The organism is Lacinutrix gracilariae (genome assembly GCF_042684485.1).
In the GTDB taxonomy this organism is placed as follows: domain Bacteria; phylum Bacteroidota; class Bacteroidia; order Flavobacteriales; family Flavobacteriaceae; genus Oceanihabitans; species Oceanihabitans gracilariae.
In genome coordinates this window covers 237,469-260,192 of the sequence record NZ_JBHULM010000001.1, presented here as the reverse complement: position 1 = coordinate 260,192, position 22,724 = coordinate 237,469, and the positions used below count along the sequence as shown (strand labels likewise).

The following is a 22,724-nucleotide window of genomic DNA, read 5'->3' as shown; positions in this document are numbered from 1 at the left end:
TTAAATGTTCTTTATGGAGCTGATAATAAAATTAGCTACTTCGGTTTTACGATCTTCTATTATTTGTTTGAAAGCTTTATCATCTGTATTTGTAAAAGCCATGATTAATGGTTTTGCTACAAAAGGAAAAATATTTAAAGCCATAATATGGATAAACAATTGTTCGGCAGAAATTGGTCTGATACTACCTTTTTTTACTTCTTCATCTACCTGTTTTTTAAATTTATCCAGGTTTGGAAAGCTTGGATTATCCTTTATTTTTAAAATAAAATCTGGATTTCTATTTAATTCTTGTATGATAAAATTTGGCAAATAAGGATGTTTAACAATGAATGTTATATAGTTTGAAGTGAAATTTTTCACCTTTTCTTCAATAGTAGAATCATCATTTAAAATAGCATTTAACTGAGGTGCTAATAATGAAAATGCATTTTTAAAAACAGCTTCAAACAACAACTGTTTACTTCTGTAATAATAGTGAAGCATTGCCTTGTTAATACCTGCTTTATCGGCAATTTCTTGCATACGTGCTCCATTCATTCCTTTAGATTGAAAGATGCTTTTGGCTGCATCTAAAATTTGCTCTTCGGTATTTTCGTCTTTTGCTTTTTTCATAATCAACTATATGGTTTAACCATTTGGTTAATAAATTTACAAAAAATAATCAAACAAAATACTGTTTGATTATTTTTTAATTCATTCGTTAAGTAGTGTACTTTAATTTGTGTGTAATAAATTTAACTACAATAAGTCCTAATATACCTCCTAAAATAGAGACTAGACAATTAATTATAAATAATGCACTGTGAAAGGTTCCATCTTGCATTATAGACCAAGGATCAAAACCCAACCTACCAAAAGATTTTATTAAAAAAATGCTTCCAAATACACCTGTTAATGTGTTTCCTGTAAACCCGAAAGTGTATTTTTTATTAAAATAAGCAAATAGGTTTGCGGCAAAGATTCCTATGAAAATACTAATTAAAGAAATTAATGTTCCTGTCATAATTATACTATTTAATTAATGTTCGCCATAACCAACATCATCCATTTTTCCTTTAAAAACACGATATTGAATTACCATATAAGCAGCTACTAAAACTACTGCAATAGCAAACCAATAAACACCAACCGATAAGCCATATTCATGTGCTGCCACATTATAAACCGTTAAATCTGGATTTATAGCGTTTGTTGAAGGCAATAATTTTGGAAAAATAGAAGCTACTGTAGAGGTTAATCCTCCAAATAAAAACAAGGAAGAAAATAAAAAGCCTAAACCGTGTTTTTTAAAGGTTTTCACTTTAAACAAGCCAAAAATACCTGTAAATGTAATGATTGGAAAAATCCATAACCATGGTGTATTTAAAAAATTATGAAATGGTTGTGGTTCAATAATGTGCCAAACCAAAAGAGAAATAACTACTAAAGCTAACAAAACAATATTTAAACTGAAAACAACGCGTTTTAATTTTTCATTTAAATCGGAATTGGTTTTAAAAATAATCCAATTTGCACCATGAATCGTTAAGGCTACTACACCAATAATTCCTAATAATAAGGTAAACCAATCTATGATTCCTAATTGTTCTGCTTGCGGACTCAAGGTTGGGTTCCAAAGTGGCAAAAAGAAATAATGTGCTTCATGAGTGGAAACACCATTAACTACTCCTCCTAAATTCACACCTCTAACAACATTACCTAAAGCCACACCAAAAAACAATGCTAAAAGTAAACTAGAAATACCAAAGGCTTTATCCCAAATAGATTGCCAAATACTATTATGAATTTGTCCTCTTAACTCTAAGCCAATAGCTCTAAAAATAAGCAACCAAAGAATCATTATTAAGGGTAAATAAAAGCCACTAAAAGAAGAAGCATATAAAGTAGGAAATGCAAAAAACAAAACACCTCCTGCAGCAATTAGCCAAACTTCATTAGCATCCCAAAAAGGACCAATAGCATTGGTGATTGCTTTTTTATCTTTTTCTTTTTTAGCAAAGAATAAATGAATAATTCCTGCACCAAAATCATAACCATCTAAAATTACATAAACAGCTAACATTGTCATTAAAACGATATACCAAAATAATTCCATAATTAGTGTTGATTTAGTTGTGGACCTTTATTAATAATTTTTCCTGCTAGCATTAAAAATAGTAATCCTAACAATAAGTATAAGCCTATAAAACCTAATAGTGTAAACAAGGTATTACCAGAAGATACTGTTGGTGATGCACCATCTGCAGTACGTAGTAAGTTGTAAACTAGCCAAGGCTGTCTTCCTAATTCTGCAGTGTACCAACCTGTTGTATTTGCGATGTAAGGAAATGGTAACATAAACATGAGCGACCATAAAATCCATTTTGTTTTAAAGAGTTTTTTTCTAAATAACTGTACAGAAGCCAATAGCATTAAGCCTATAAAAATAGTACCTAAACCAACCATAATATGATAGGCATAATACAAACCAGGAACATTGGTAGGATGCACACTTTCATCAAATTCATTTAATCCTTTTATTTGCGCATCCCATTTTTGATAGGTTAAAAAACTTAATATATTAGGTACTGCAACTTTATTATCTAATTTTTTCTCTAGCATATTTGGTTGCCCAATAAGTACAATTTCTGAGCCTCCTTCTTCGGTTTCAAAAATCCCTTCCATAGCTGCAAAAGTTGCTGGCTGATGTTTTACTACGTTTTTAGCTGCTAAGTCTCCTGTTGGAAAAGCAACTAATAAACTAGAAATTAATCCGAAGACCACTCCTGTTTTTACAAATAGTTTACCAAATTCATTGTGTTTGTTATTTAATAAATAAAAGGCTCCAATAGCAGCAACTACAAAGGAAGAGGTAACAATAGAAGCAGCTTGATTGTGTAAATATGAAGGTAATAACCAAGGGTTTGAAAATAAAGCGCCAAAATTATTTAATACAAACTTTCCGTTTTCTAAAATCTCATAACCTACAGGATACTGCATCCAAGAGTGTGTTGCTATAATTAAATAACCACTTGCCCAAGAGCCTAAAAAGACGAGAAAACCTGTGAGAAAATGCAGTTTATGTCCTAAGAGTTTTTCACCAAATAAAAAGAGTCCTAAAAAGGACGACTCTAAAAAGAAGGAAAACATTCCTTCCATGGCTAATGTTTGACCAATAATACCTCCTGTAAGTTCAGAAAACTTTGCCCAATTAGTACCAAATTGAAATTCCATTGGAATTCCTGTAACCACACCCATGGCAAAATTGAGAGCAAAAATCTTCATCCAGAACTTTGCTGCATCGTTATATTTTTCTAATTTGGAGTAAAGGAACTTCCCTTTAAAATAGACTATCATTAAAGATAATCCCATAGTTAATTGCGGAAATAAATAATGAAATGTGATAGTAAATGCAAACTGCATTCTATCATAAAAGAGCATGTCTTCCATATTCTTAGTTTTTAGATGGTAAAAATACAAAGCACCTAGAAAATACTATGTAACTTTTATTACAAAAAAAGCCTCTTTCGAGACTTTTTATTTTTCTTATTATTTTACTTTTTTAAGATAGTATCTAAAACAACATCTTTATCTAGTTTTTTAGTACAGAAGAACCAATCTTTACAATCTAGCTCATCTGCAGAAGTCATTCTTTCTTCTGCAACACCACAAGATCCTGCAGGAGATACAATTACATCATCACCAGGATTCCAATCGGCAGGTGTTGCAACGTTGAATTTATCGGATGTTTGCATCGCAATTAAAGCTCTGTACAATTCATCAAAATTACGACCTAAACTTAAAGGATAATAAATTAAAGCTCTTACTATTCCTTTTGGATCTACAAAAAAGACTGCTCTAACGGCTTGTGTTTTACTTTCTCCTGGTTGAATCATACCATATTTTGTAGCAATTTCCATAGAGATATCTTCAATTAAAGGAAACTTAACTTCAATGTCTTTCATGCCATTAAATTCAATTTTGTCTTTAATAGTTCTTAACCAAGCAATGTGGCTGTATAGACCATCAATGGACAATCCTATTAGGCTGCAATTTGCTTTTTCAAATTTTTCTTCTAAATGTGCAAACGTCATAAACTCTGAAGTACAAACAGGAGTAAAATCTGCTGGATGACTAAATAATATAGACCATTTTCCTTTATAATCGGAAGGAAAATTAATTTCACCTTGCGTTGTTGTTGCTGTAAATTCTGGTGCCTTGTCTCCAATTCTTGGTAATGATAATTTTTCTTGTTCTGTATTTTCTAAAGTATTCATAGTGGTATTGTTTTTAATTATTAATAGTATAAAATTACGTTTTTCTCTTTGCTAGGTTTGTAACATTTGTCACTTAAACTATAGACATTTCTTATACTACCATTGGGACTAACAATAATGGATAAAAAAGTCCTAATTAATTCAAAACATGATAAAAATCATCTTTAAAAGAAATGCTATCCCTTATTTTTGTATCCATGAAAACTAGCAAATACATATTCGCAATTAGTTTAACCATTCTATTACTAATTAATAGTACAAGGGTGTCGTTAACCTATGCATATTACAATATGGATACTGTTACTTTTATAGAAACCTTTTGTATAAATCAAGACAAACCAGAATTAAAATGTAATGGTAAATGTCACTTAAAAAAGATTGCAAAAACACAAGATAAAGAGCAAAAAACGCCAGAAAATATTATTGATTTTAAAGTATTCGTTTTTTATACAAACCCAATCGAGGCGTTTGTATTTACTAAAACAACAGACAGTAAAAAACACCATACTATAGCGTATCAAAACCTATATTCGTTTAACAAAATAAACGACTGTTTTCATCCTCCTCAAGTGTAGTTTTATTTAACAAACAGCAGTACTATACACTGCAATCACAAAAATAAAACATAAAAATACTATACATGAAAACATTATATGGTGTGTTATTATGCACACTCATTACAGCTATGTCTTTTGGTCAAGAACAAAACAAAACCAAAAAAGACAGTACAGATAAAAAAATTACCACTTTAGATGAAGTTATTGTTACCGGAAATTTAAAAAAGGATCCTGTGTTAACTGTTGTATCTAATAAATATGAAGAAAAAATTGTACAACCTAAAAACGTTGCCGATTTATTTAATAACATCAATGGTTTTTCGGTGATTAAAAGAGGTAACTACGCCATAGACCCTTCTTTTAGAGCTTCACAATACGAACAATTAAACATTCAATATGATGGAGGAACAAAAGCAATGCATGCTTGCCCAAATAGAATGGATCCTATAACAACCCATATTATTCCTGAAGAAATTTCTAAAATTGAAATTATAAAAGGACCTTATACAGTGCGATATGGAGCAACTTTTGGTGGTATTGTTAATTTAGTAACCCAAAAACCAGATTATGAAGATTATGGTTTACACGGAAAAATTTCTGCTGGATATGAAAGCAACGGAAACTCTTTAGTGAATTTGGCGCAATTACAATACATTCAAGAAAAATATGATATTGTTGCAAATGCTGGTTACAGAGATTTTGGTAATTATGAAGATGGTGATGGTACCGAAATACCATCTTCTTTTAGAAGTACCGATTACGGAATTAAAATGGGTTATAATTTTACAGATAACCAACGTTTACAAGCACACTGGAGACAATCTTTTGGTCGTGATGTACAACATGCTGCATTAGCAATGGATACCGAATATGATAATAGCAGTATTTTGTCTTTAGATTATAAACTAGATAATATTGGAAAAGTAGTAAAATCATTAACCGCTAAAGCCTATTATAGTTATGTAGACCACTTAATGACTAATGACCACAGACCTACATTTATGATGATGGAAGCCTCTTCTGCAGTTGATGCCACAACTATTGGCGGAAAATTAGAACTAAACTGGAAACCTTTAGAAAAATTAAATATTTTTTCTGGTTTAGATGCCATGCATATTGCTAGAGATGGAGGACGAACTAGATTAGTTAAAATGATGAATGGAACTATGCTAGCTACACCTATGACATTTAATGATAAAGTTTGGCAAGATTCTTATATAACAGATTTAGGTGTTTTTACAGAAGCAAAATACAACATTACACCTAAATCTATTATAACTGCAGGTTTGCGTTATGATAATGTTACATCAGACATACAAGATCCTGAAGCCGATTTTGCTGCTATGTATGATTTAGAAAAGCGTACAGAACATAATGTTAGCGGAACCCTTTCTTTAAAAAACAAAGTGTCTAATAATTTTACATTAGAAGCTGCTTATGGTCGTGGTATTCGTTCTGCCAATATGATAGAACGTTTTATTAATCACTTTACGGTTGGTCAAGATCCTTATGAATATGTTGGAAACCCAGATTTAAAAGCAGAAGTAAACAACCAATTTGAAATTGGTTTTAAAGGAAAACAAAATTTAAAAAATGGACTTAATAGATTTACGTATGAAACCTCTTTTTATTATTCCTTTTTTGAAAACTACATTGTTGGTGTAATAGACCCAAGCATAACAAAAAAATTCAATCCTACAACAGATCCTACAAGTGTAAAAGTATTTCAAAATATAGACGAAGCTTATAAAACAGGATTTGAAGCAATGGCACAATTAGACTTTTTACAAGACTATTATTTTAAAACAGAATTTGCTTACGTATATGCAAAAAACAAAGATTTAAAAGAGTCTTTGCCTTTAACACCTCCTTTTAATACTACATTAAGTTTAGGATTTCAAAAAGAAAAATTATGGGGAAGCATACAATACAACGTAGTCTCTAAACAAGAAAATATTTCTGAAAGTTTTGGTGAAACAGAAACCGATGGATACCAAACTTTAGATCTACGTTTTGGCGTAAAACCTATTAAGAATATTACTTTAGGTGTAGCTGTAATTAATGTGTTAGATGAAGCATACAATAACCATTTAAACTTTTCTTTTACAAATCAAGCAGACTTTGAAAGAACACCTATTACAGAACCAGGCCGTAATTTTTCTGCCTTTTTACAATATAAATTTTAAGGCAACACAGCTTGTACCTAATAAAAAAGTAGCGCATATATCTATGCGCTACTTTTTTATTTACAGTATTTTAAGTATAAATTATTATTTATACTTAACCTATTATATTTATCTTTAATAGAAATTATCTTTCTTTAGTTTCATCTTTTTTATTTCTATCACTTGTAGACATAAACTTTATTAAAAAACCAACAAGCGCTAGACAGACCAATCCAAAAATAGCGATCATTATTACTCCGTTATTCCAATTAGATAATGCAATGCTTTGAGATATCATAAATTTTAGTTTTAGTGGTTAAAACACAAAAATACTGTTAATACTCAATTATAAATATGACATTTGTCAGTAAACAAAAAAGCATCTTAAGGGAATTAAGATGCTTTAATTGCTATTAATCAATCATTAAGTTGCAAGAACAACTTGTATTTTTCAAAGGTAAAACATTACTTAAAAGTTATAAGTAACCTAAGTAACACATAGTATAAACTATTAGTTTATGTTTGTTTTATTCTTTTTCTGCATAATAAAAAACAACTCTTTACCTTGTCTTGGTGGTATAGAGTTTTTAGCGTCTTCCATTACTTTTATATGAAAATAAGGTTTAAAATATTCTAAATATTCGTTTTTGCAACCACCAAATGGAGGTTTTGTATCGTTTAAAGGAACATTAAAAAGTAAACCTACAGCTTTACCATTTTGGTGTAATATTTCAAAAACTTTAGTTGCGTAAGCGCGTCTTAAATCTGGATGTATTGCACAGAAAAAAGTTTGTTCAATAATTAAATCGAAACGCATATCTATATAAAAAAAATCATCTTGTATTAGATGTGAAGAAGGAAATGAAGGTACTCTATTTTTAATATTTTGAAGTGCTGTTACAGATAAGTCTACCACATACACATTTTTAAAACCTTTATCATGTAAATATTCTGCTTCATAACTATTACCTCCACCTGGAACTAATATTTTGAGGTTTTTATTAGTTAATTGATCAAAATAGTTTTTTAAAGGAGGTGAAATTTTTCCTAAATCCCAACCAATATTAGATTCTTTATATCTGTTTTCCCAATAATCTTTAGATAAATCCATTAATAAGGAGCAGTTATAACATTCATTAACTCTGCTTTTTGAAGCATACCAGATTGTCTCCATACTTGCTTTCCATTTTTAAATAAAAGCATTGTTGGCACACCTCTTACTTGGTATTTAGCTGCTAGTTCCTGATTTTTATCTACATCAATTTTAATAATAGACACTCTATCTTTTAAGGTGTCTTTAACTTCTTTTAAAATAGGACTCATCATTTTACATGGTCCACACCACTCTGCAAAAAAGTCTACTAATACAGGAGTGTCTTGATTTATTAATTCTGAAAATTTACTCATACCTGACTATTTATTTATCAAAAGTTATACTCCAAATTCCTCTAACCTCATTAACAGTATAACCTGTAGCTTTATCTTGAGGATACAAACTAGTAAGTTTACTTAATGTTGGTTTTTTAATATCTTGTTCTGGTTTACCATGACACTGTAAACACATAGCATTTGTTGTTATAGGGTAATACACATGTACTTTATTGGCCACCTGATCTACTATTGGTTTTGGTTCTATTTTATTTTTTATATCTTTTTTAAACGAATTAATATAGGCTAATTCTTTATTATTTGCTTGATTTTCTTGATTTCTTGGTTTATCAGAAACTCTTTTTATTGTTGCATTATGCACAACAGACATACTATCTGTTAAAGGATACGCCTTTACATTACAAAACTCTAAAGCCTCTAAAGTTCCTTTTTTTTGAATGGTTCCCATTAAGTTTTTACCTAAAACAGCCTTAGTAGATAATGCATATTTTAAACCGCGTTCTGGATAAGGTAAACTATCAAAATTGGTTTGTGCTTGTTGCATCTGCATGCCTTTTGCTTTTTCTTTACCCATTCCCTTACCTTTTCCTTTTCCGTGTCCTTTTCCTTTTTCTTCATTAAAATGGCTTTCAAACCATTCTGGTTGTTCTATTTCATAATCAAACATATACTCTGAAATCTGAAAAATGGTTTCTTCAGGAAATGCTTGTTTTGGCATTACTCCAAAACGTTTTACTGCACCAAACATTTTTGCATCCTCTGCATTTGGGTTTTTAATCCAAGACTGCATGGCTGCTATAAATTGTTCTTTTGTGGTGTTTTTATTAATATAATGTTTTTTAATAGCAATCATTGGCGGACCAATTCTATCTTCTTGGCTAGCAGATGGACTATGACAAGTGTAACAATTGGTTTCCATTAATTTTTTTCCTGGATGCTTCTGGGCTTCCATATTTTTTTCATAAGCTGTATATTCCTTTTTTTTAGAAGTATTACAGCTAAAAATTAAAATAGATAAAAAAGTGAGTACTATTGCTTTTTTCATTGTATGATATTTTATTTAGAAAGCTTACCTGTTGCACAACTAACAAAAGATTTCGCTTTTGAGGTTAATGAATTTGCATCATCTACAGAAGGATAACCTAAAGTTTTTAATTTATCTTTTACAGCTAACGCATCTGCCTCATTAATATAACTAAAAAAAACTTTACTACTATCTACATCTATAGTAATGTCTGCTACGTTTTTAATTTCTGAAAGTTTAGTAGTTATTGTATGTGCACAACCACCACATTTTAAATTTTGTACTATTATTGAAGTTTTCATTTTTAATTTTATTTTATAATTCGGTAAAATGTGTTCGCCTTTCGGCTCGGTTCATTTTAAATTTAATTTTATAATTCGGTAAAATATGTTCGCTATAAAGGTGAAATCCTGTTTTATATAATTTTCATTCCTTTCTATAAAGTTAACCAATTTTAAGACCATAGTAGGTAACTTTTGTTACATAAAAAAGCGCATATTACTAAAGTGTAATATGCGCTTTTCACGAACTAAAAAACTAAGAATTATTTTAATGTTGTAGGACAAACAAAGTCTGTTCTTGGTAAGGATGTATTTTTAATTGCACTATATCCTCCTGCAACATCTATTAAGTTATGTATACCTCTACTTTTTAAAATAGAAGCAGCTATTACAGATCTGTAACCACCTGCACAATGCACATAAAATGGTTTATCTTCTGGAAATTCATTTAAATGGTTATTAATAGAATCTAAGGCTGTGTTTTTTGCTCCATCAATATGCTCTGCGGCAAACTCTCCTTCTTTTCGCACATCAAAAACAACATCTTTATTGTCTTCATAACGTTTTTCAAATTCTTCAGCAGAAATTGAAGTTAAAGTATCATACTCCATTCCTTCTTTTTTCCAAGCGTCAAAACTTCCTTCTAGGTAACCAATAACATTATCAAAACCAACACGAGATAAACGTGTTATTACTTCTTCTTCTCTACCTTTTGGTGCTACTAATAAAATAGGCTGACTTACATCTGCAATTAAAGCACCAACCCAAGGAGCAAAACCACCATCTATTCCTATAAAAATAGAACGAGGAATATGTCCTTTTACAAATTCGTTTTGATGACGAACATCTAAAACAACTGCTTCTGTATCATTTGCAGCAGCTTCAAAATCTTTTGGTGCTAAGGGTTTTTGAGATTTTGTCATTACTTTATCAAAGCTTTCGTAACCTTGAATATTCATCATAACATTTTGAGGAAAATATGCTGGAGGCTCAGACAAACCATCTAATAATTCGGCTATAAATTCCTCTTTAGTCATATCTGCACGTAATGCGTAGTTTACTTCTTTTTGATGCCCTAAAGTATCTGTAGTTTCTTTACTCATGTTTTTACCACAAGCAGAACCTGCGCCATGATTTGGGTATACAATTAAATCATCACTTAAAGGCATTATTTTATTACGAAGAGAATCATACAAATAACCTGCTAATTTTTCTTGTGTTAAGTCTGACGCTATTTTTTGAGCTAAATCTGGACGACCAACATCACCAATAAACAAGGTGTCTCCTGTAACAATACCATGCTCTTTTCCGTTTTGATCTATCAGCAAATAAGTAGTACTTTCCATAGTGTGTCCTGGTGTATGGATGACTTTTATTTTGTAATCACCAACTTCAAATATTTGTCCGTCTTCTGCAATTATAGCATCATAAGAAGGTTTTGCTGTTGGGCCAAATACTATTTGTGCTCCAGATTTTTCTTTTAAATCTAAATGACCTGAAACAAAATCTGCATGAAAATGGGTTTCAAATATGTATTTTATTTTAGCATCATCTAATTTTGCTCTATTAATATAAGGCTGTACTTCTCTTAATGGATCAATAATTGCTGCTTCACCATTACTTTCAATATAATAAGCCGCATGTGCTAAACAACCTGTATAAATTTGCTCTATTTTCATTTTCTAATTCTTTTTAAAATTTGGTAAAATTGTGTTCGCCTTTCGGTTTGTGACATTTTATCTATCTTATTCTTCAAATTTACTAATGTTTTTAAGTTTTTACAGCAACATAAGTTACATAATTAAAAAACTAACTCTTTTAGCACAATATAAACAGACATGGCTAATACAAACCAACCAAAACTCTTTTTTAATTTTTTATTAGATATAAATTTAGAAAAGTAACCACCAACTAAAATACCTATAATTGTTAAAAAGGAAAAGGTTAGTAAAAAATTCCATTCAATATTTAATATTTGTACATCGCCTAAAAAGCCTATTAGCGAATTTAATGCTATAATTATTAAAGAGGTACCTACTGCTTTTTTCATATCTAATCCAGCCCAAAGTACTAAGGCTGGTACATATAAAAAACCTCCTCCTGCTCCTATTAAACCAGTAATAACACCTATAACTACTCCTTGAATAAAAGTTTTATGATAGGGTTGCGACTCTTTACTATGTATATTTTTAGGTTTTGTTTTAATCATAGAAGAGGCAGCTAACAACATGATAGTGGCAAAAAATATCATGATTGCCATTTCTTTAGTTAAAGAAAAGCCTCCTAAGGTAAAAAGTGTTTCTGGAATGGCAGGAACAATAAATCTTCTTGAAATGTATACTGCCAGAAAAGACGGAAATGAAAATGCTAATCCTGTTTTAAAGTCAACTAATCCTTTTTGATTTTTTTGAATAACACCAACCAATGAGGATGAGCCAACAACAAATAAGGAATATGCAGTAGCTATAACCGGGTTATACCCTAAAAAATACACCAATAATGGTACCGTAAGTATAGAGCCTCCTCCTCCAATTAATCCTAATATGGCTCCAATTAAAAAAGCCCCTAAATAAGTTATTATTTGCTGTAAGTCCATTTCAATAATATTAAAAACCAAATGTAGTTTACATATTTAGCTTTTATAGTAACAAAGGTTACATTTTACAAATCAATAACTTTTATATTATTTCTGTGTAATTCAATTTTTCCGTTTAATTCTAGCGTTTTTAATAATCTAGAAATTACCACTCTAGAAGTGTGTAAATCTCTTGCTATTTCTTGATGTGTTACATGAATTACTTCATTATGGTTAACCATTGCTTTATCTTTTAAGTATTTAAACAAACGCTCATCCATCTTTAAAAACGCAATAGTATCAATAGCTTCTAGCAGCTCAGACATACGGCTTTGGTAGCTTTGTAATATAAATTGTTGCCAGGATTTATATTTACCTAACCATTCTTCCATTTTAGAAACTGGTACCATAATTAACTTTGTATCTGTTTCTGCTATCGCTCTAATTTCGCTTTTAGAACTTCCTAAACAACAAGATAAGGTCATGGCACAAGTATCGCCTTGTTCTATAAAATAAAGAATAAGTTCATCTCCATCATCATCTTCTCTTAAAATTTTAATGGCTCCACTAACCAAAAGAGGCATAGACTTTATATAATCTCCTATTTCAATTAATTTGAAGCCTTCTGGTATATCTTTAAACGTACCAACGTTATTAATTTCGTGAAGCAACTCATCTTCAAATAAATAACCATAATGTTGTTGTAATTCTTCTAGCATAATAACATTTTCTCTTCACAAAGTTATATAAATAACTTAAATGTAACACGGAATATGAAAGAAAACAAATTAGCTTTTATATCTTCGCTTTTAAAAATATATTTATAATGGTAAAAGCTGTTTTATTTGATATGGATGGTGTAATTGTAGACACAGAACCTCTACATCACAAAGCATATCATGGCATGTTTAAAGACTATAATTTAGAAGTAAATGATGCTTTATACGAATCTTTTACAGGACAATCTACTATGAATGTTTGCAAGAGATTATGTTCCCATTTTAAATTAGATGTGCATGCAAAAGAACTTGTTGACAGAAAACGATTTCATTTTAAAGATCTTTTTTTTAATGATTCAAGCTTAGATTTAATTGATGGTGTGCATGATATCATTAAAGACTACCACAATAACGGATTAACCTTAGTACTAGCATCTTCGGCATCTATGCTTACTATTAACAATGTGTTTACACGTTTTGATTTAGATCAATACTTTATTGCAAAATTAAGTGGCGCAGATTTGAAAGCATCAAAACCTCATCCTGAAATTTTTATTAAAGCAGCAGAAGCTTCTGGTTATAAAAGAGAAGAATGTATGGTAATTGAAGATTCTACTAACGGAATTAAAGCAGCTTATGATGCAGGAATTTATTGCATTGGCTATGATAGTTTAAACTCTAAAAACCAAGATTACACTTTAGCAAATAAAGTAGTTTCTAATTTTAATGAAATCTCTTTTAAAACGGTTAAAGATTTAGTTTAAATAGTAATTATAACTTCTTATAATTTCAATAAAGACTTTTTTTTATATTTAATAATACTTCCCTTAAGAATAACTATTTCTGCAGAGTGTTTTATAAAAAAAGGGAATATATCAGGAATCTCTTTTTTCTAAAAAAACGAAACACTTAACATAACATACTGTTTACCAAAACAAAAGACTTCACGATTGTAAGGAAATTTTAGCATTTGAACGATTAAATTCTTTAGGAGTAAGATTTCCGTATACATTTGTTTTTCCCTAATTGAATTGAATAGCAAGATATTTTTAACGAATAATAAGTTAACCATAGCATTGTACTTATGGTTGCTTTTACAATTAAACCTATGCTATCATGAAAAAACAATTCGTTTTTTTTACTCTTATTTTAACTATTCTTATACAAAGTACAAATGGTTTTTCTAGAAATATAACTTTTTGTCCTAATCCTAGTATTACTGTAAATGTAGATTCTGGAACTTGTAGTGCTGTTGTAAATTCTATTCTTCCTGTTACTGATATTAGTGGAGGAAGCATGGTGTTAACAACTACATTAGGTAATGGAGACACTTTTCCTGTTGGCACAACTACTGTTACTTACCAAGAGCATGATGCTACAGGTATTGCAACAGGAAATATTTGCACCTTTGATGTTATTGTTGAAGATAATGAAGCTCCTATTCCTGATGTTGCAACTTTAACAGATGTAACTGCTGCATGCGAAGTTAACAGCCTTACACCTCCTACTGCTACAGACAATTGTGGTGGAACAGTTATAATTACAAATGATACTACGCTTCCTATTACAACACAAGGTACAACTCTTGTTACTTGGACTTACAATGATGGAAACGGAAACACCTCTACACAAACACAAAACATTATTATTGATGATGTTACTGCGCCTACTCCTGATGCTGCTACTTTAGCAGATATAACTGCTGCATGTGAAGTTAATAGTCTTACAGCTCCTACTGCTACAGATAATTGTGGTGGAACTGTTACTGTTACAAATGATGCTACGCTTCCTATTACAACACAAGGTACAACTGTTGTTACTTGGACGTATGATGATGGAAACGGAAATACTGCAACACAAACACAAAACATTATTATTGATGATGTTACTGCTCCTATTCCTGATGTTGCAACTTTAACAGATGTAACTGCAGCATGCGAAGTTAATAGCCTTACACCTCCTACTGCTACAGACAATTGTGGTGGAACAGTTATAATTACAAATGATGCTACGCTTCCTATTACAACACAAGGTACAACTCTTGTTACTTGGACTTACGATGATGGAAACGGAAACACCTCTACACAAACACAAAACATTATTATTGATGATGTTACTGCGCCTATTCCTGATACTGCTACTTTAACAGATGTAACTGCAGCATGCGAAGTTAACAACCTTACACCTCCTACTGCTACAGACAATTGTGGTGGAACAGTTATAGTTACAAATGATGCTACGCTTCCTATTACAACACAAGGTACAACTATTGTTACTTGGACTTACGATGATGGAAACGGAAACACCTCTACACAAACACAAAATATTATTATTGATGATGTGACTCCTCCTATTCCTGATGCTGCTACTTTAGCAGATGTAATTGCAGCATGTGAAGTTAATAGTCTTACTGATCCTACTGCTACAGACAATTGTGGTGGAACTGTTACTGTTACAAATGATGCTACGCTTCCTATTACAACACAAGGTACAACCCTTGTTACTTGGACTTACGATGATGGAAACGGAAACACCTCTACACAAACACAAAACATTATTATTGATGATGTTACTGCTCCTATTCCTGATGCTGCTACTTTAGCAGATGTAATTGCAGCATGTGAAGTTAATAGTCTTACTGATCCTACTGCTACAGACAATTGTGGTGGAACTGTTACTGTTATAAATGATGCTACGCTTCCTATTACAACACAAGGTACAACTGTTGTTACTTGGACTTACGATGATGGAAACGGAAATACTGCTACACAAACACAAAATATTATTATTGATGATGTTACTGCTCCTATTCCTGATGTTGCTACTTTAGCAGATGTAACTGCAGCATGCGAAATTAATAGTCTTACATCTCCTACTGCTACAGATAACTGTGGAGGAACAGTTATAGTTACAAATGATGCAACACTTCCTATTACAACACAAGGTACAACTCTTGTTACTTGGACTTACAATGATGGAAACGGAAATACATCTACACAAACACAAAACATTATTATTGATGATGTTACTGCTCCTATTCCTGATACTGCTACTTTAACAGACGTAACTGCAGCATGCGAAGTTAATAGTCTTACACCTCCTACTGCTGCAGATAATTGTGGTGGAACAGTTATAGTTACAAATGATGCTTCGCTTCCTATTACTGCTCAAGGAACAACTATTGTTACTTGGACTTACGATGATGGAAACGGAAATACCGCTACACAAACACAAAATATTATTATTGATGATGTGACTGCTCCTATTCCTGATGCTGCTACTTTAGCAGATATAACTGCAGCATGTGAAGTGACAACATTAACGCCTCCTACTGCTACAGATAATTGTGGTGGAACAATTATAGTTACAAATGATGCAACGCTTCCTATTACAACACAAGGCACAACTGTTGTTACTTGGACTTACGATGATGGAAACGGAAATACCGCTACACAAACACAAAACATTATTATTGATGATGTGACTGCGCCTATTCCTGATGCAGGAACTTTAACAGATGTAACTGCAGCATGTGAAGTGACAACATTAACGCCTCCTACTGCTACAGATAATTGTGGAGGAACTGTTACTGTTACAAATGATGCTACGCTTCCTATTACAACACAAGGCACTACTCTTGTTACTTGGACTTACGATGATGGAAACGGAAACACCTCTACACAAACACAAAACATTATTATTGATGATGTTACTGCTCCTACTCCTGATGCTGCTACTTTAGCAGATGTAACTGCTGCATGTGAAGTAACAACATTAACACCTCCTACTGCTACAGACAATTGTGGTGGAACAGTTATAATTACAAATAATGCTTCGCTTCCTATTACAACACAAGGTACAACTCTTGTTACTTGGACCTACGATGATGGAAACGGAAATACATCTACACAAACACAAAATATTATTATTGATGATGTTACTACTCCTACTCCTGATGCTGCTACTTTAGCAGATATAACTGCTGAATGTGAAGTAACAACATTAACTCCTCCTACTGCTACAGACAATTGCGGTGGAACAGTTATAGTCACAAATGACGCTACGCTTCCTATTACAACACAAGGTACAACTCTTGTTACTTGGACTTACGATGATGGAAACGGAAATACTGCTACACAAACACAAAATATTATTGTTGATGATGTGACTGCGCCTATTCCTGATGCTGCTACTTTAGCACATGTAACTGCAGCATGCGAAGTTAACAGCCTTACACCTCCTACTGCTACAGACAATTGTGGTGGAACAGTTATAATTACAAATGATGCTACGCTTCCTATTACAACACAAGGTACAACTCTTGTTACTTGGACTTACGATGATGGAAACGGAAATACATCTACACAAACACAAAATATTATTATTGATGATATTAGTGCGCCTATTCCTGATGCTGCTACTTTAGCAGACATAACTGCAGCATGCGAAGTTAATAGTCTTACAGCTCCTACTGCTACAGATAATTGTGGTGGAACAGTTATAATTACAAATGATGCTTCGCTTCCTATTACTGCTCAAGGAACAACTATTGTTACTTGGACTTACGATGATGGAAACGGAAACACATCTACACAAACACAAAATATTATTATTGATGATGTGACTGCTCCTACTTTTAACTCTTGTCCTTCCAATCTTTCTAGAAATAATGATATTGGAGCATGTGGAGCAATTGTTAATTACACCATACCAACAGCTACAGATTCTTGTGGAACAACTGTAGTAACTCAAACAGATGTAACAGGATTAACCTCTGGCAGCTTGTTTCCAATAGGAACAACAACTATAGAATATACAGCTGATGATGGCAATGGAAACACGACCATCTGTACTTTTACAATCACGGTTATAGATAATGAATCACCAACAATAACATGTCCTGCAGATATTACAGTAAATGCGGATGCTAATTGCGAAGCAACAATTGTAACTTTAGGAACTCCAACTACTAATGATAATTGTGGAGTGGCAACAGTGACACATGACCTTACTTTACCACTACCCGTAGGGATGCATAATATAACTTGGACAATTACAGATACAGCAGGATTAACTGCTACTTGTATCCAAACCGTTACTGTCCAAGATGCAACACCTCCTGTGATTACTTGTCCAGGAGACATTACAGTAAATGTAGATTCTGGTTCCTGTACAGCATCTGGTGTTAATTTAGGCACACCAACTTTATTTGATAATTGTGGAGCCGTATATACTAATAACGCTCCTACTTTATTTTCCATTGGAGAAACTATTGTAACATGGACAGCTACTGATGGTGCTGGACTAACGGACACTTGTACACAAATTGTTACTGTGGAACCTGTTTTAGTTTGTCAAAATATCACTGTCCAACTAGATAACACTGGAAATGCTACTATTTTACCGGAAGATTTAACTAGTAGCATCACATGTACTTCATTCACGTTAAATGCGTCACAAACTAATTTTGATTGTGGAGATATAGGGGTTAATACAGTTACACTTACAGCTACGGATAATGCTAGTAATACATATTCTTGTAATGCAACAGTTACAATTATTGATTTACCTTCAAATGCAGATATAACCATCTCAACACCTGACACGTCGGTTTGTAGTACTAGTTTTGAAACTTTTACAGCTACTACAACTAATTTTGGTACAGCAACACCAATTTATTATTGGTATGTAGATGGTGTATTAGCACAAGCAACAACATCGAATACCTATACGCCAAGTGGTTTAACTTTTGGTTCCTATACCATTCAGGCTGCAATTGGCCCATGTACTACTAAAGTAGAAAGTAATGAAATTACAATATCAATCTATGATGAAGCGCCAGATGTTCCTGTAATTACAGGTCCTACTGGTTTAGTATGCCCTACAACAACAGTAACATTATCTGTGCCTATTGATCCAAATGTTGAATCCTATAATTGGTCTTTATCAACGGAGCTACAAATAACAACTAATAATGGTAATGAGATTGAAGTTTATATCGATAACACTGTTATAACCGAGACTACATATACAATAGATTTAACCGTTCAAAACCCTTGTGGAACAAACACTTCTAGTTATGAAATTGCTATTAATGATAATAGCGCCAATATTAATGCTGGTCCCGACATTTATTTATGCGCAAGTGACCTAAATAGTAATGGTAGTGCCACGATAACTATGAATGGAGATGCTGATTGGGTACCTCTTTTATTTTGGGGTTGGAATGATAATGGAGCTGGAGGAAATTTTTCGGAAGACGAGTGCCTAATTTGGTTTTTTGGATGCTGGCAAAGTGATCACTCCGTAACAGACACTTACACTTTACCAAATGGAACACAACCTGGAGACGTAATAACTATAACATTAGAAACTTATGGTGAAGAAACAATTACGGAATGTGGTGCACCCGTTTTCGATGAAATGCAAATTCATATTTTAGAGGAGACCGAAGCTGAAATAACTTCTTCAGACACTACAATTTGTGAAGGTGAATCTACTAATATAGTCTTTGAAGGAGTTCCTGGACAGCAAATTGGATTTAGAGCGCGCACTTTAGGAAATAACAATATACCTGGATTTCCCTTTACAACTGCTATAATTGGATCAGATGGAACATACACCTACACGACACCAATTCTAACACAATCAACAGTATACCATTTAAGGCGTGTTAGAATAGACCCAAGTTTAGGTCTAGGAAATCAATGTCAAACAATATATCCATTTGGAAATGAAACGGTAACCATTACGGTGAATGAACCTGCCACTGCTAGTTTATCTTATTCAGCTGGCACTTATTGTGAAAATGATTCCGTTATATCTAGTACGCTTACTGGGACTAATAATTATTCTGGAGGAACCTATAGCAGCTCTCCTATAGGCTTAAGCATTAATAGTTCAAGTGGTGCAATAGATCCTAGCACTAGCACACCTGGAGATTATATAATTACATATACTACTCCTATTACAGACGGTTGTGGTTCTATAACGACCACTTCAAACATTACAATTCAAGAATCTGTAACAGCTAATGCTGGCTCCATAACTATTGATCCTGCTAGTTGTGGTTCTACTTCTATAGCTTTAAACGCTTCCGCTTTTGCAACAGGAATTACTGGAGAATGGTCTGTTACTTCAGGTCCTGCTGGTTATACTTTTTCTAATATAAATGACCCCAATACTCTTTTTACTGGTCAAAGTAATGCAAGTTACACACTACAATGGGTTGCTACCAATACTAATATATGTGGCACATTAAGCGATACTGTATCATTCACTTTGCCTGACAACTGTGGTATACAAATTGATTTTGATGGAACAAATGATCATATTAATTTTAATGATACTTACCCTCTACCTGGAAACTTCAGCATTGAAGCTTGGATAAAACCAAATGCCATAAATGGAGGTATTCAAACCATCTTATCGAAACGTAATGCTAACAATTTTGCAACTGGATACGATTTAAGACTGGTTAACAATACCATTTCATTCCACGCAAATGGTTTTAATATTTCTACTAATGGTATTACATCAAATAGATGGTATCATGTAGCTGTTACATACAATGGAACAATTTACACCTTATATGTTGATGGTATTCAAAGAAATAGCTCGGCAGGTCCTACTCCAGCTACCAATAACTTTAATATGTTATTAGGTGCCATGTCTAGATTAAATAATGTTCCTACTAATTATTATAATGGTTGGATGGATGAAATTAGACTTTGGAATACCGATTTAAATGTAACCCAAATTCGTCAAATGATGAATCAAGAAATTGAAAACAATGGCGGACAAGTTCGAGGTGTAGAAGTTCCTTTAAACATTACAGGATTAACATGGAGTAACTTAACGGCTTACTACCAAATGAATCAAAGTACACATATTTCAGGAGGTAACTTAATTGCTAATGTTGGTACTTCTGGAACAATTAGAAACATAACTACTTTACAAGCAGAAACCGCTCCTTTACCTTATGTAACTGCTGCAAACGGAAACTGGAATACGCCAGCTACTTGGCTAAACAATGATGTACAATTATTACCTAATTCTACTGGTATTAATTGGAATATTGTAAGAACACAACACAATGTACATTCTGGTAATAGAGCTACAACAGTTCTTGGTTTATTAGTAGATGCAAACACTTTCACTATTGATAATGATCAATCTTTAACAGTAGACCATTACTTAAACATTGATGGTGTATTAGACTTAGAAGGCGAATCGCAATTACTACAACCTTCAGGAAGTATTGTAGATTATTCAGGACTTGGAAACCTGCATCGCGACCAGCAAGGAACAACTAACATGTTTAATTATAATTATTGGAGTTCTCCTGTAAGTACAAACGGAAACACCTTCCAAATTAATGCTCTTCATGATGGTATTAACCCTGTAAATTGGACAAGTGGAAATAACGCTACAGGTAGTACAAACCCAGTAACAATTAGTAATCGTTGGTTATATTTATATGAAAATCATACTGCAGGAAACTATGCAGATTGGCATGCTATAAACCAAAATTACTCTGTACCTGTAGGTCTAGGTTTTACCATGAAAGGTAGTGGTGTTGGTGATCCAGTTTCAGATATTCAAAATTACACCTTTGTAGGACAACCAAACAACGGAACGATTACAACTCCTGTTACAGGTGGTAATGAAGCATTAATTGGTAATCCATATCCATCTGCAATTAATGCCAATCAATTTATTTTAGATAATGCAGGAAGTATCACAGGTCCTTTATATTTTTGGGAACATTCATTAACAAATTCCTCTCATATTACTATAGATTATGAAGGAGGTTACGCTACCTACTCTTTAGCTGGTGGTGTTGCAGCAACCACACCTCCTGCAGGTTTAACAGGTATTGGAGTTGTTGGTAAAGTTCCAAGACAATATATTGCTGTAGGACAAGGTTTTTATGTTACTGGTGATGCAGATGGAGGCACAATTACTTTTAATAATAACCAACGTACTTTTGTTAAAGAAACTTTGGGTGCTTCTGTTTTTTTAAGAACAGAAAACAACCAAGAACCAACAGATATAATTAAACGAGTACGTTTAAACTTCACTTCTCCAGAAGGCGCTGTTAGACCGTTGTTATTAGCCTTTACGCCAAACAATGAAGCTTCAGATGCTATAGATTATGGTTTTGATGCTAAAAATTCGGATTACTTCCCTAGTGATATGTCCTTTTTAATAGAAAATGAAAAATATATCATACAAGGTGTTGGTGCTTTTGATATTGAAAAAATGTATCCTATAACAATAGACTTAGGAGTTTCCGGAAATATACAAATTGCTTTAGATGACTTAGAAAACTTCGAGGAAGCTATTGATGTTTTTATATATGATGCCTTACTAGGAAGCTATACAGCAATCAATGAAAATAATTATCAAATTACATTAGATGCTGGAAGTCATAACAACAGATACTTTATCGCTTTTAAAGAAGATAATGAACTAAACACTATAGATCAGCAACACAATAACGTTGTTATTAATTACTTAAGTGCAACTAGTGAAATTTATATTAATGTACCAAATACAGTAGACATAAAACAAGTATATTTAGTAAACTTATTAGGGCAAACTGTGAAATCTTGGAATGCTACAAACGCTCCTCTTTCTCAGGAATGTAAACTTCCTGTTAGAAAAATTGCTGAAGGTACTTATATAATAAAAGTAAGAACCTCTAATAATGCCATAATTAATAAAAAAGTTGTGGTGAAACAATAACAATT

17 protein-coding genes are annotated in these 22,724 nt (G+C 32.4%); 4 read left to right on the top strand and 13 right to left on the bottom strand.

Going from position 1 to position 22,724, the window contains the following annotated elements:
• The 5 genes from ACFSSB_RS01105 to ACFSSB_RS01085 all read right to left on the bottom strand — a co-directional run bounded on the left by ACFSSB_RS01105 (window position 1) and on the right by ACFSSB_RS01085 (window position 4,259).
• Window positions 1–615, bottom strand: a complete 615-nt coding sequence (locus ACFSSB_RS01105) for a TetR/AcrR family transcriptional regulator (RefSeq protein WP_379900047.1) — start codon at window positions 613–615, stop codon at window positions 1–3.
• 88 nt (window positions 616–703) lie between these two features.
• On the bottom strand, window positions 704–1,006 hold the full coding sequence (locus ACFSSB_RS01100) for a hypothetical protein (protein ID WP_379900045.1): 303 nt from the start codon (window positions 1,004–1,006) through the stop codon (window positions 704–706).
• A gap of 15 nt (window positions 1,007–1,021) precedes the next feature.
• Window positions 1,022–2,098, bottom strand: coding sequence for a cytochrome d ubiquinol oxidase subunit II (gene cydB / locus ACFSSB_RS01095; RefSeq protein WP_379900043.1), 1,077 nt, complete (start codon window positions 2,096–2,098; stop codon window positions 1,022–1,024).
• A 2-nt stretch (window positions 2,099–2,100) separates the two neighbouring features.
• Complete coding sequence (locus ACFSSB_RS01090; protein WP_379900041.1) at window positions 2,101–3,432, bottom strand: cytochrome ubiquinol oxidase subunit I; 1,332 nt, start codon at window positions 3,430–3,432, stop codon at window positions 2,101–2,103.
• A gap of 104 nt (window positions 3,433–3,536) precedes the next feature.
• Window positions 3,537–4,259: a peroxiredoxin gene (locus ACFSSB_RS01085; protein ID WP_379900039.1), complete on the bottom strand. Its 723-nt coding sequence runs from the start codon at window positions 4,257–4,259 to the stop codon at window positions 3,537–3,539.
• Window positions 4,260–4,456: 197 nt separating this feature from the next.
• Between ACFSSB_RS01085 and ACFSSB_RS01080 the strand changes: the two genes are divergently transcribed.
• Together ACFSSB_RS01080 and ACFSSB_RS01075 are read left to right on the top strand one after the other, a co-directional pair.
• Window positions 4,457–4,834 carry a hypothetical protein gene (locus tag ACFSSB_RS01080; protein ID WP_379900037.1) on the top strand — a complete coding sequence of 126 codons (378 nt, stop codon included), beginning with the start codon at window positions 4,457–4,459 and terminating at the stop codon, window positions 4,832–4,834.
• Between the two features lie 65 nt (window positions 4,835–4,899).
• The gene (locus ACFSSB_RS01075) at window positions 4,900–7,002 is read left to right on the top strand and encodes a TonB-dependent receptor (RefSeq protein ID WP_379900035.1); all 2,103 of its coding nucleotides are present in this window, start codon (window positions 4,900–4,902) and stop codon (window positions 7,000–7,002) included.
• Window positions 7,003–7,126: 124 nt separating this feature from the next.
• Here ACFSSB_RS01075 and ACFSSB_RS01070 read toward each other — a convergent pair whose 3' ends face one another.
• The 8 genes from ACFSSB_RS01070 to ACFSSB_RS01035 all read right to left on the bottom strand — a co-directional run bounded on the left by ACFSSB_RS01070 (window position 7,127) and on the right by ACFSSB_RS01035 (window position 12,969).
• Window positions 7,127–7,279, bottom strand: coding sequence for a hypothetical protein (locus tag ACFSSB_RS01070; protein WP_379900033.1), 153 nt, complete (start codon window positions 7,277–7,279; stop codon window positions 7,127–7,129).
• 213 nt (window positions 7,280–7,492) lie between these two features.
• The gene (locus ACFSSB_RS01065) at window positions 7,493–8,092 is read right to left on the bottom strand and encodes a methyltransferase domain-containing protein (protein WP_379900031.1); all 600 of its coding nucleotides are present in this window, start codon (window positions 8,090–8,092) and stop codon (window positions 7,493–7,495) included.
• Complete coding sequence (trxA, locus tag ACFSSB_RS01060; protein WP_379900029.1) at window positions 8,092–8,388, bottom strand: thioredoxin; 297 nt, start codon at window positions 8,386–8,388, stop codon at window positions 8,092–8,094. Before trxA ends, ACFSSB_RS01065 begins: the two co-directional genes overlap by 1 nt.
• A 10-nt stretch (window positions 8,389–8,398) precedes the next feature.
• Window positions 8,399–9,415 carry a c-type heme family protein gene (locus ACFSSB_RS01055; RefSeq protein ID WP_379900027.1) on the bottom strand — a complete coding sequence of 339 codons (1,017 nt, stop codon included), beginning with the start codon at window positions 9,413–9,415 and terminating at the stop codon, window positions 8,399–8,401.
• Window positions 9,416–9,426: 11 nt separating this feature from the next.
• A complete protein-coding gene (locus ACFSSB_RS01050; RefSeq protein ID WP_379900024.1) occupies window positions 9,427–9,696 on the bottom strand; it encodes a heavy-metal-associated domain-containing protein in 270 nt (89 codons plus the stop codon).
• Between the two features lie 242 nt (window positions 9,697–9,938).
• The gene (locus ACFSSB_RS01045; RefSeq protein WP_379900022.1) at window positions 9,939–11,354 is read right to left on the bottom strand and encodes an MBL fold metallo-hydrolase; all 1,416 of its coding nucleotides are present in this window, start codon (window positions 11,352–11,354) and stop codon (window positions 9,939–9,941) included.
• A gap of 122 nt (window positions 11,355–11,476) precedes the next feature.
• Window positions 11,477–12,271 carry a sulfite exporter TauE/SafE family protein gene (locus ACFSSB_RS01040; protein ID WP_379900020.1) on the bottom strand — a complete coding sequence of 265 codons (795 nt, stop codon included), beginning with the start codon at window positions 12,269–12,271 and terminating at the stop codon, window positions 11,477–11,479.
• Between the two features lie 65 nt (window positions 12,272–12,336).
• Entirely contained in the window at window positions 12,337–12,969 is a 633-nt protein-coding gene (locus ACFSSB_RS01035) for a Crp/Fnr family transcriptional regulator (RefSeq protein ID WP_379900018.1), read from the bottom strand.
• A 107-nt stretch (window positions 12,970–13,076) separates the two neighbouring features.
• On the opposite strand from ACFSSB_RS01035, the gene ACFSSB_RS01030 reads away from it, so the two are divergent.
• Entirely contained in the window at window positions 13,077–13,733 is a 657-nt protein-coding gene (locus tag ACFSSB_RS01030) for an HAD family hydrolase (protein WP_379900016.1), read from the top strand.
• A gap of 352 nt (window positions 13,734–14,085) precedes the next feature.
• Window positions 14,086–22,719: an HYR-like domain-containing protein gene (locus tag ACFSSB_RS01025; protein WP_379900014.1), complete on the top strand. Its 8,634-nt coding sequence runs from the start codon at window positions 14,086–14,088 to the stop codon at window positions 22,717–22,719.
• Window positions 22,720–22,724: the final 5 nt, after the last annotated feature.

Bases quoted from the DNA above. Each gene is read 5' to 3' on its own strand.
- ACFSSB_RS01070 (WP_379900033.1), bottom strand. From the start codon at position 7,279: ATGATATCTCAAAGCATTGCATTATCTAATTGGAATAACGGAGTAATA.
- ACFSSB_RS01055 (WP_379900027.1), bottom strand. From the start codon at position 9,415: ATGAAAAAAGCAATAGTACTCACTTTTTTATCTATTTTAATTTTTAGC.
- ACFSSB_RS01030 (WP_379900016.1), top strand. From the start codon at position 13,077: ATGGTAAAAGCTGTTTTATTTGATATGGATGGTGTAATTGTAGACACA.
- ACFSSB_RS01105 (WP_379900047.1), bottom strand. From the start codon at position 615: ATGAAAAAAGCAAAAGACGAAAATACCGAAGAGCAAATTTTAGATGCA.
- ACFSSB_RS01035 (WP_379900018.1), bottom strand. From the start codon at position 12,969: ATGCTAGAAGAATTACAACAACATTATGGTTATTTATTTGAAGATGAG.
- cydB (WP_379900043.1), bottom strand. From the start codon at position 2,098: ATGGAATTATTTTGGTATATCGTTTTAATGACAATGTTAGCTGTTTAT.
- ACFSSB_RS01050 (WP_379900024.1), bottom strand. From the start codon at position 9,696: ATGAAAACTTCAATAATAGTACAAAATTTAAAATGTGGTGGTTGTGCA.
- ACFSSB_RS01025 (WP_379900014.1), top strand. From the start codon at position 14,086: ATGAAAAAACAATTCGTTTTTTTTACTCTTATTTTAACTATTCTTATA.
- ACFSSB_RS01100 (WP_379900045.1), bottom strand. From the start codon at position 1,006: ATGACAGGAACATTAATTTCTTTAATTAGTATTTTCATAGGAATCTTT.
- ACFSSB_RS01040 (WP_379900020.1), bottom strand. From the start codon at position 12,271: ATGGACTTACAGCAAATAATAACTTATTTAGGGGCTTTTTTAATTGGA.
- ACFSSB_RS01075 (WP_379900035.1), top strand. From the start codon at position 4,900: ATGAAAACATTATATGGTGTGTTATTATGCACACTCATTACAGCTATG.
- trxA (WP_379900029.1), bottom strand. From the start codon at position 8,388: ATGAGTAAATTTTCAGAATTAATAAATCAAGACACTCCTGTATTAGTA.
- ACFSSB_RS01080 (WP_379900037.1), top strand. From the start codon at position 4,457: ATGAAAACTAGCAAATACATATTCGCAATTAGTTTAACCATTCTATTA.
- ACFSSB_RS01085 (WP_379900039.1), bottom strand. From the start codon at position 4,259: ATGAATACTTTAGAAAATACAGAACAAGAAAAATTATCATTACCAAGA.
- ACFSSB_RS01065 (WP_379900031.1), bottom strand. From the start codon at position 8,092: ATGGATTTATCTAAAGATTATTGGGAAAACAGATATAAAGAATCTAAT.
- ACFSSB_RS01045 (WP_379900022.1), bottom strand. From the start codon at position 11,354: ATGAAAATAGAGCAAATTTATACAGGTTGTTTAGCACATGCGGCTTAT.
- ACFSSB_RS01090 (WP_379900041.1), bottom strand. From the start codon at position 3,432: ATGGAAGACATGCTCTTTTATGATAGAATGCAGTTTGCATTTACTATC.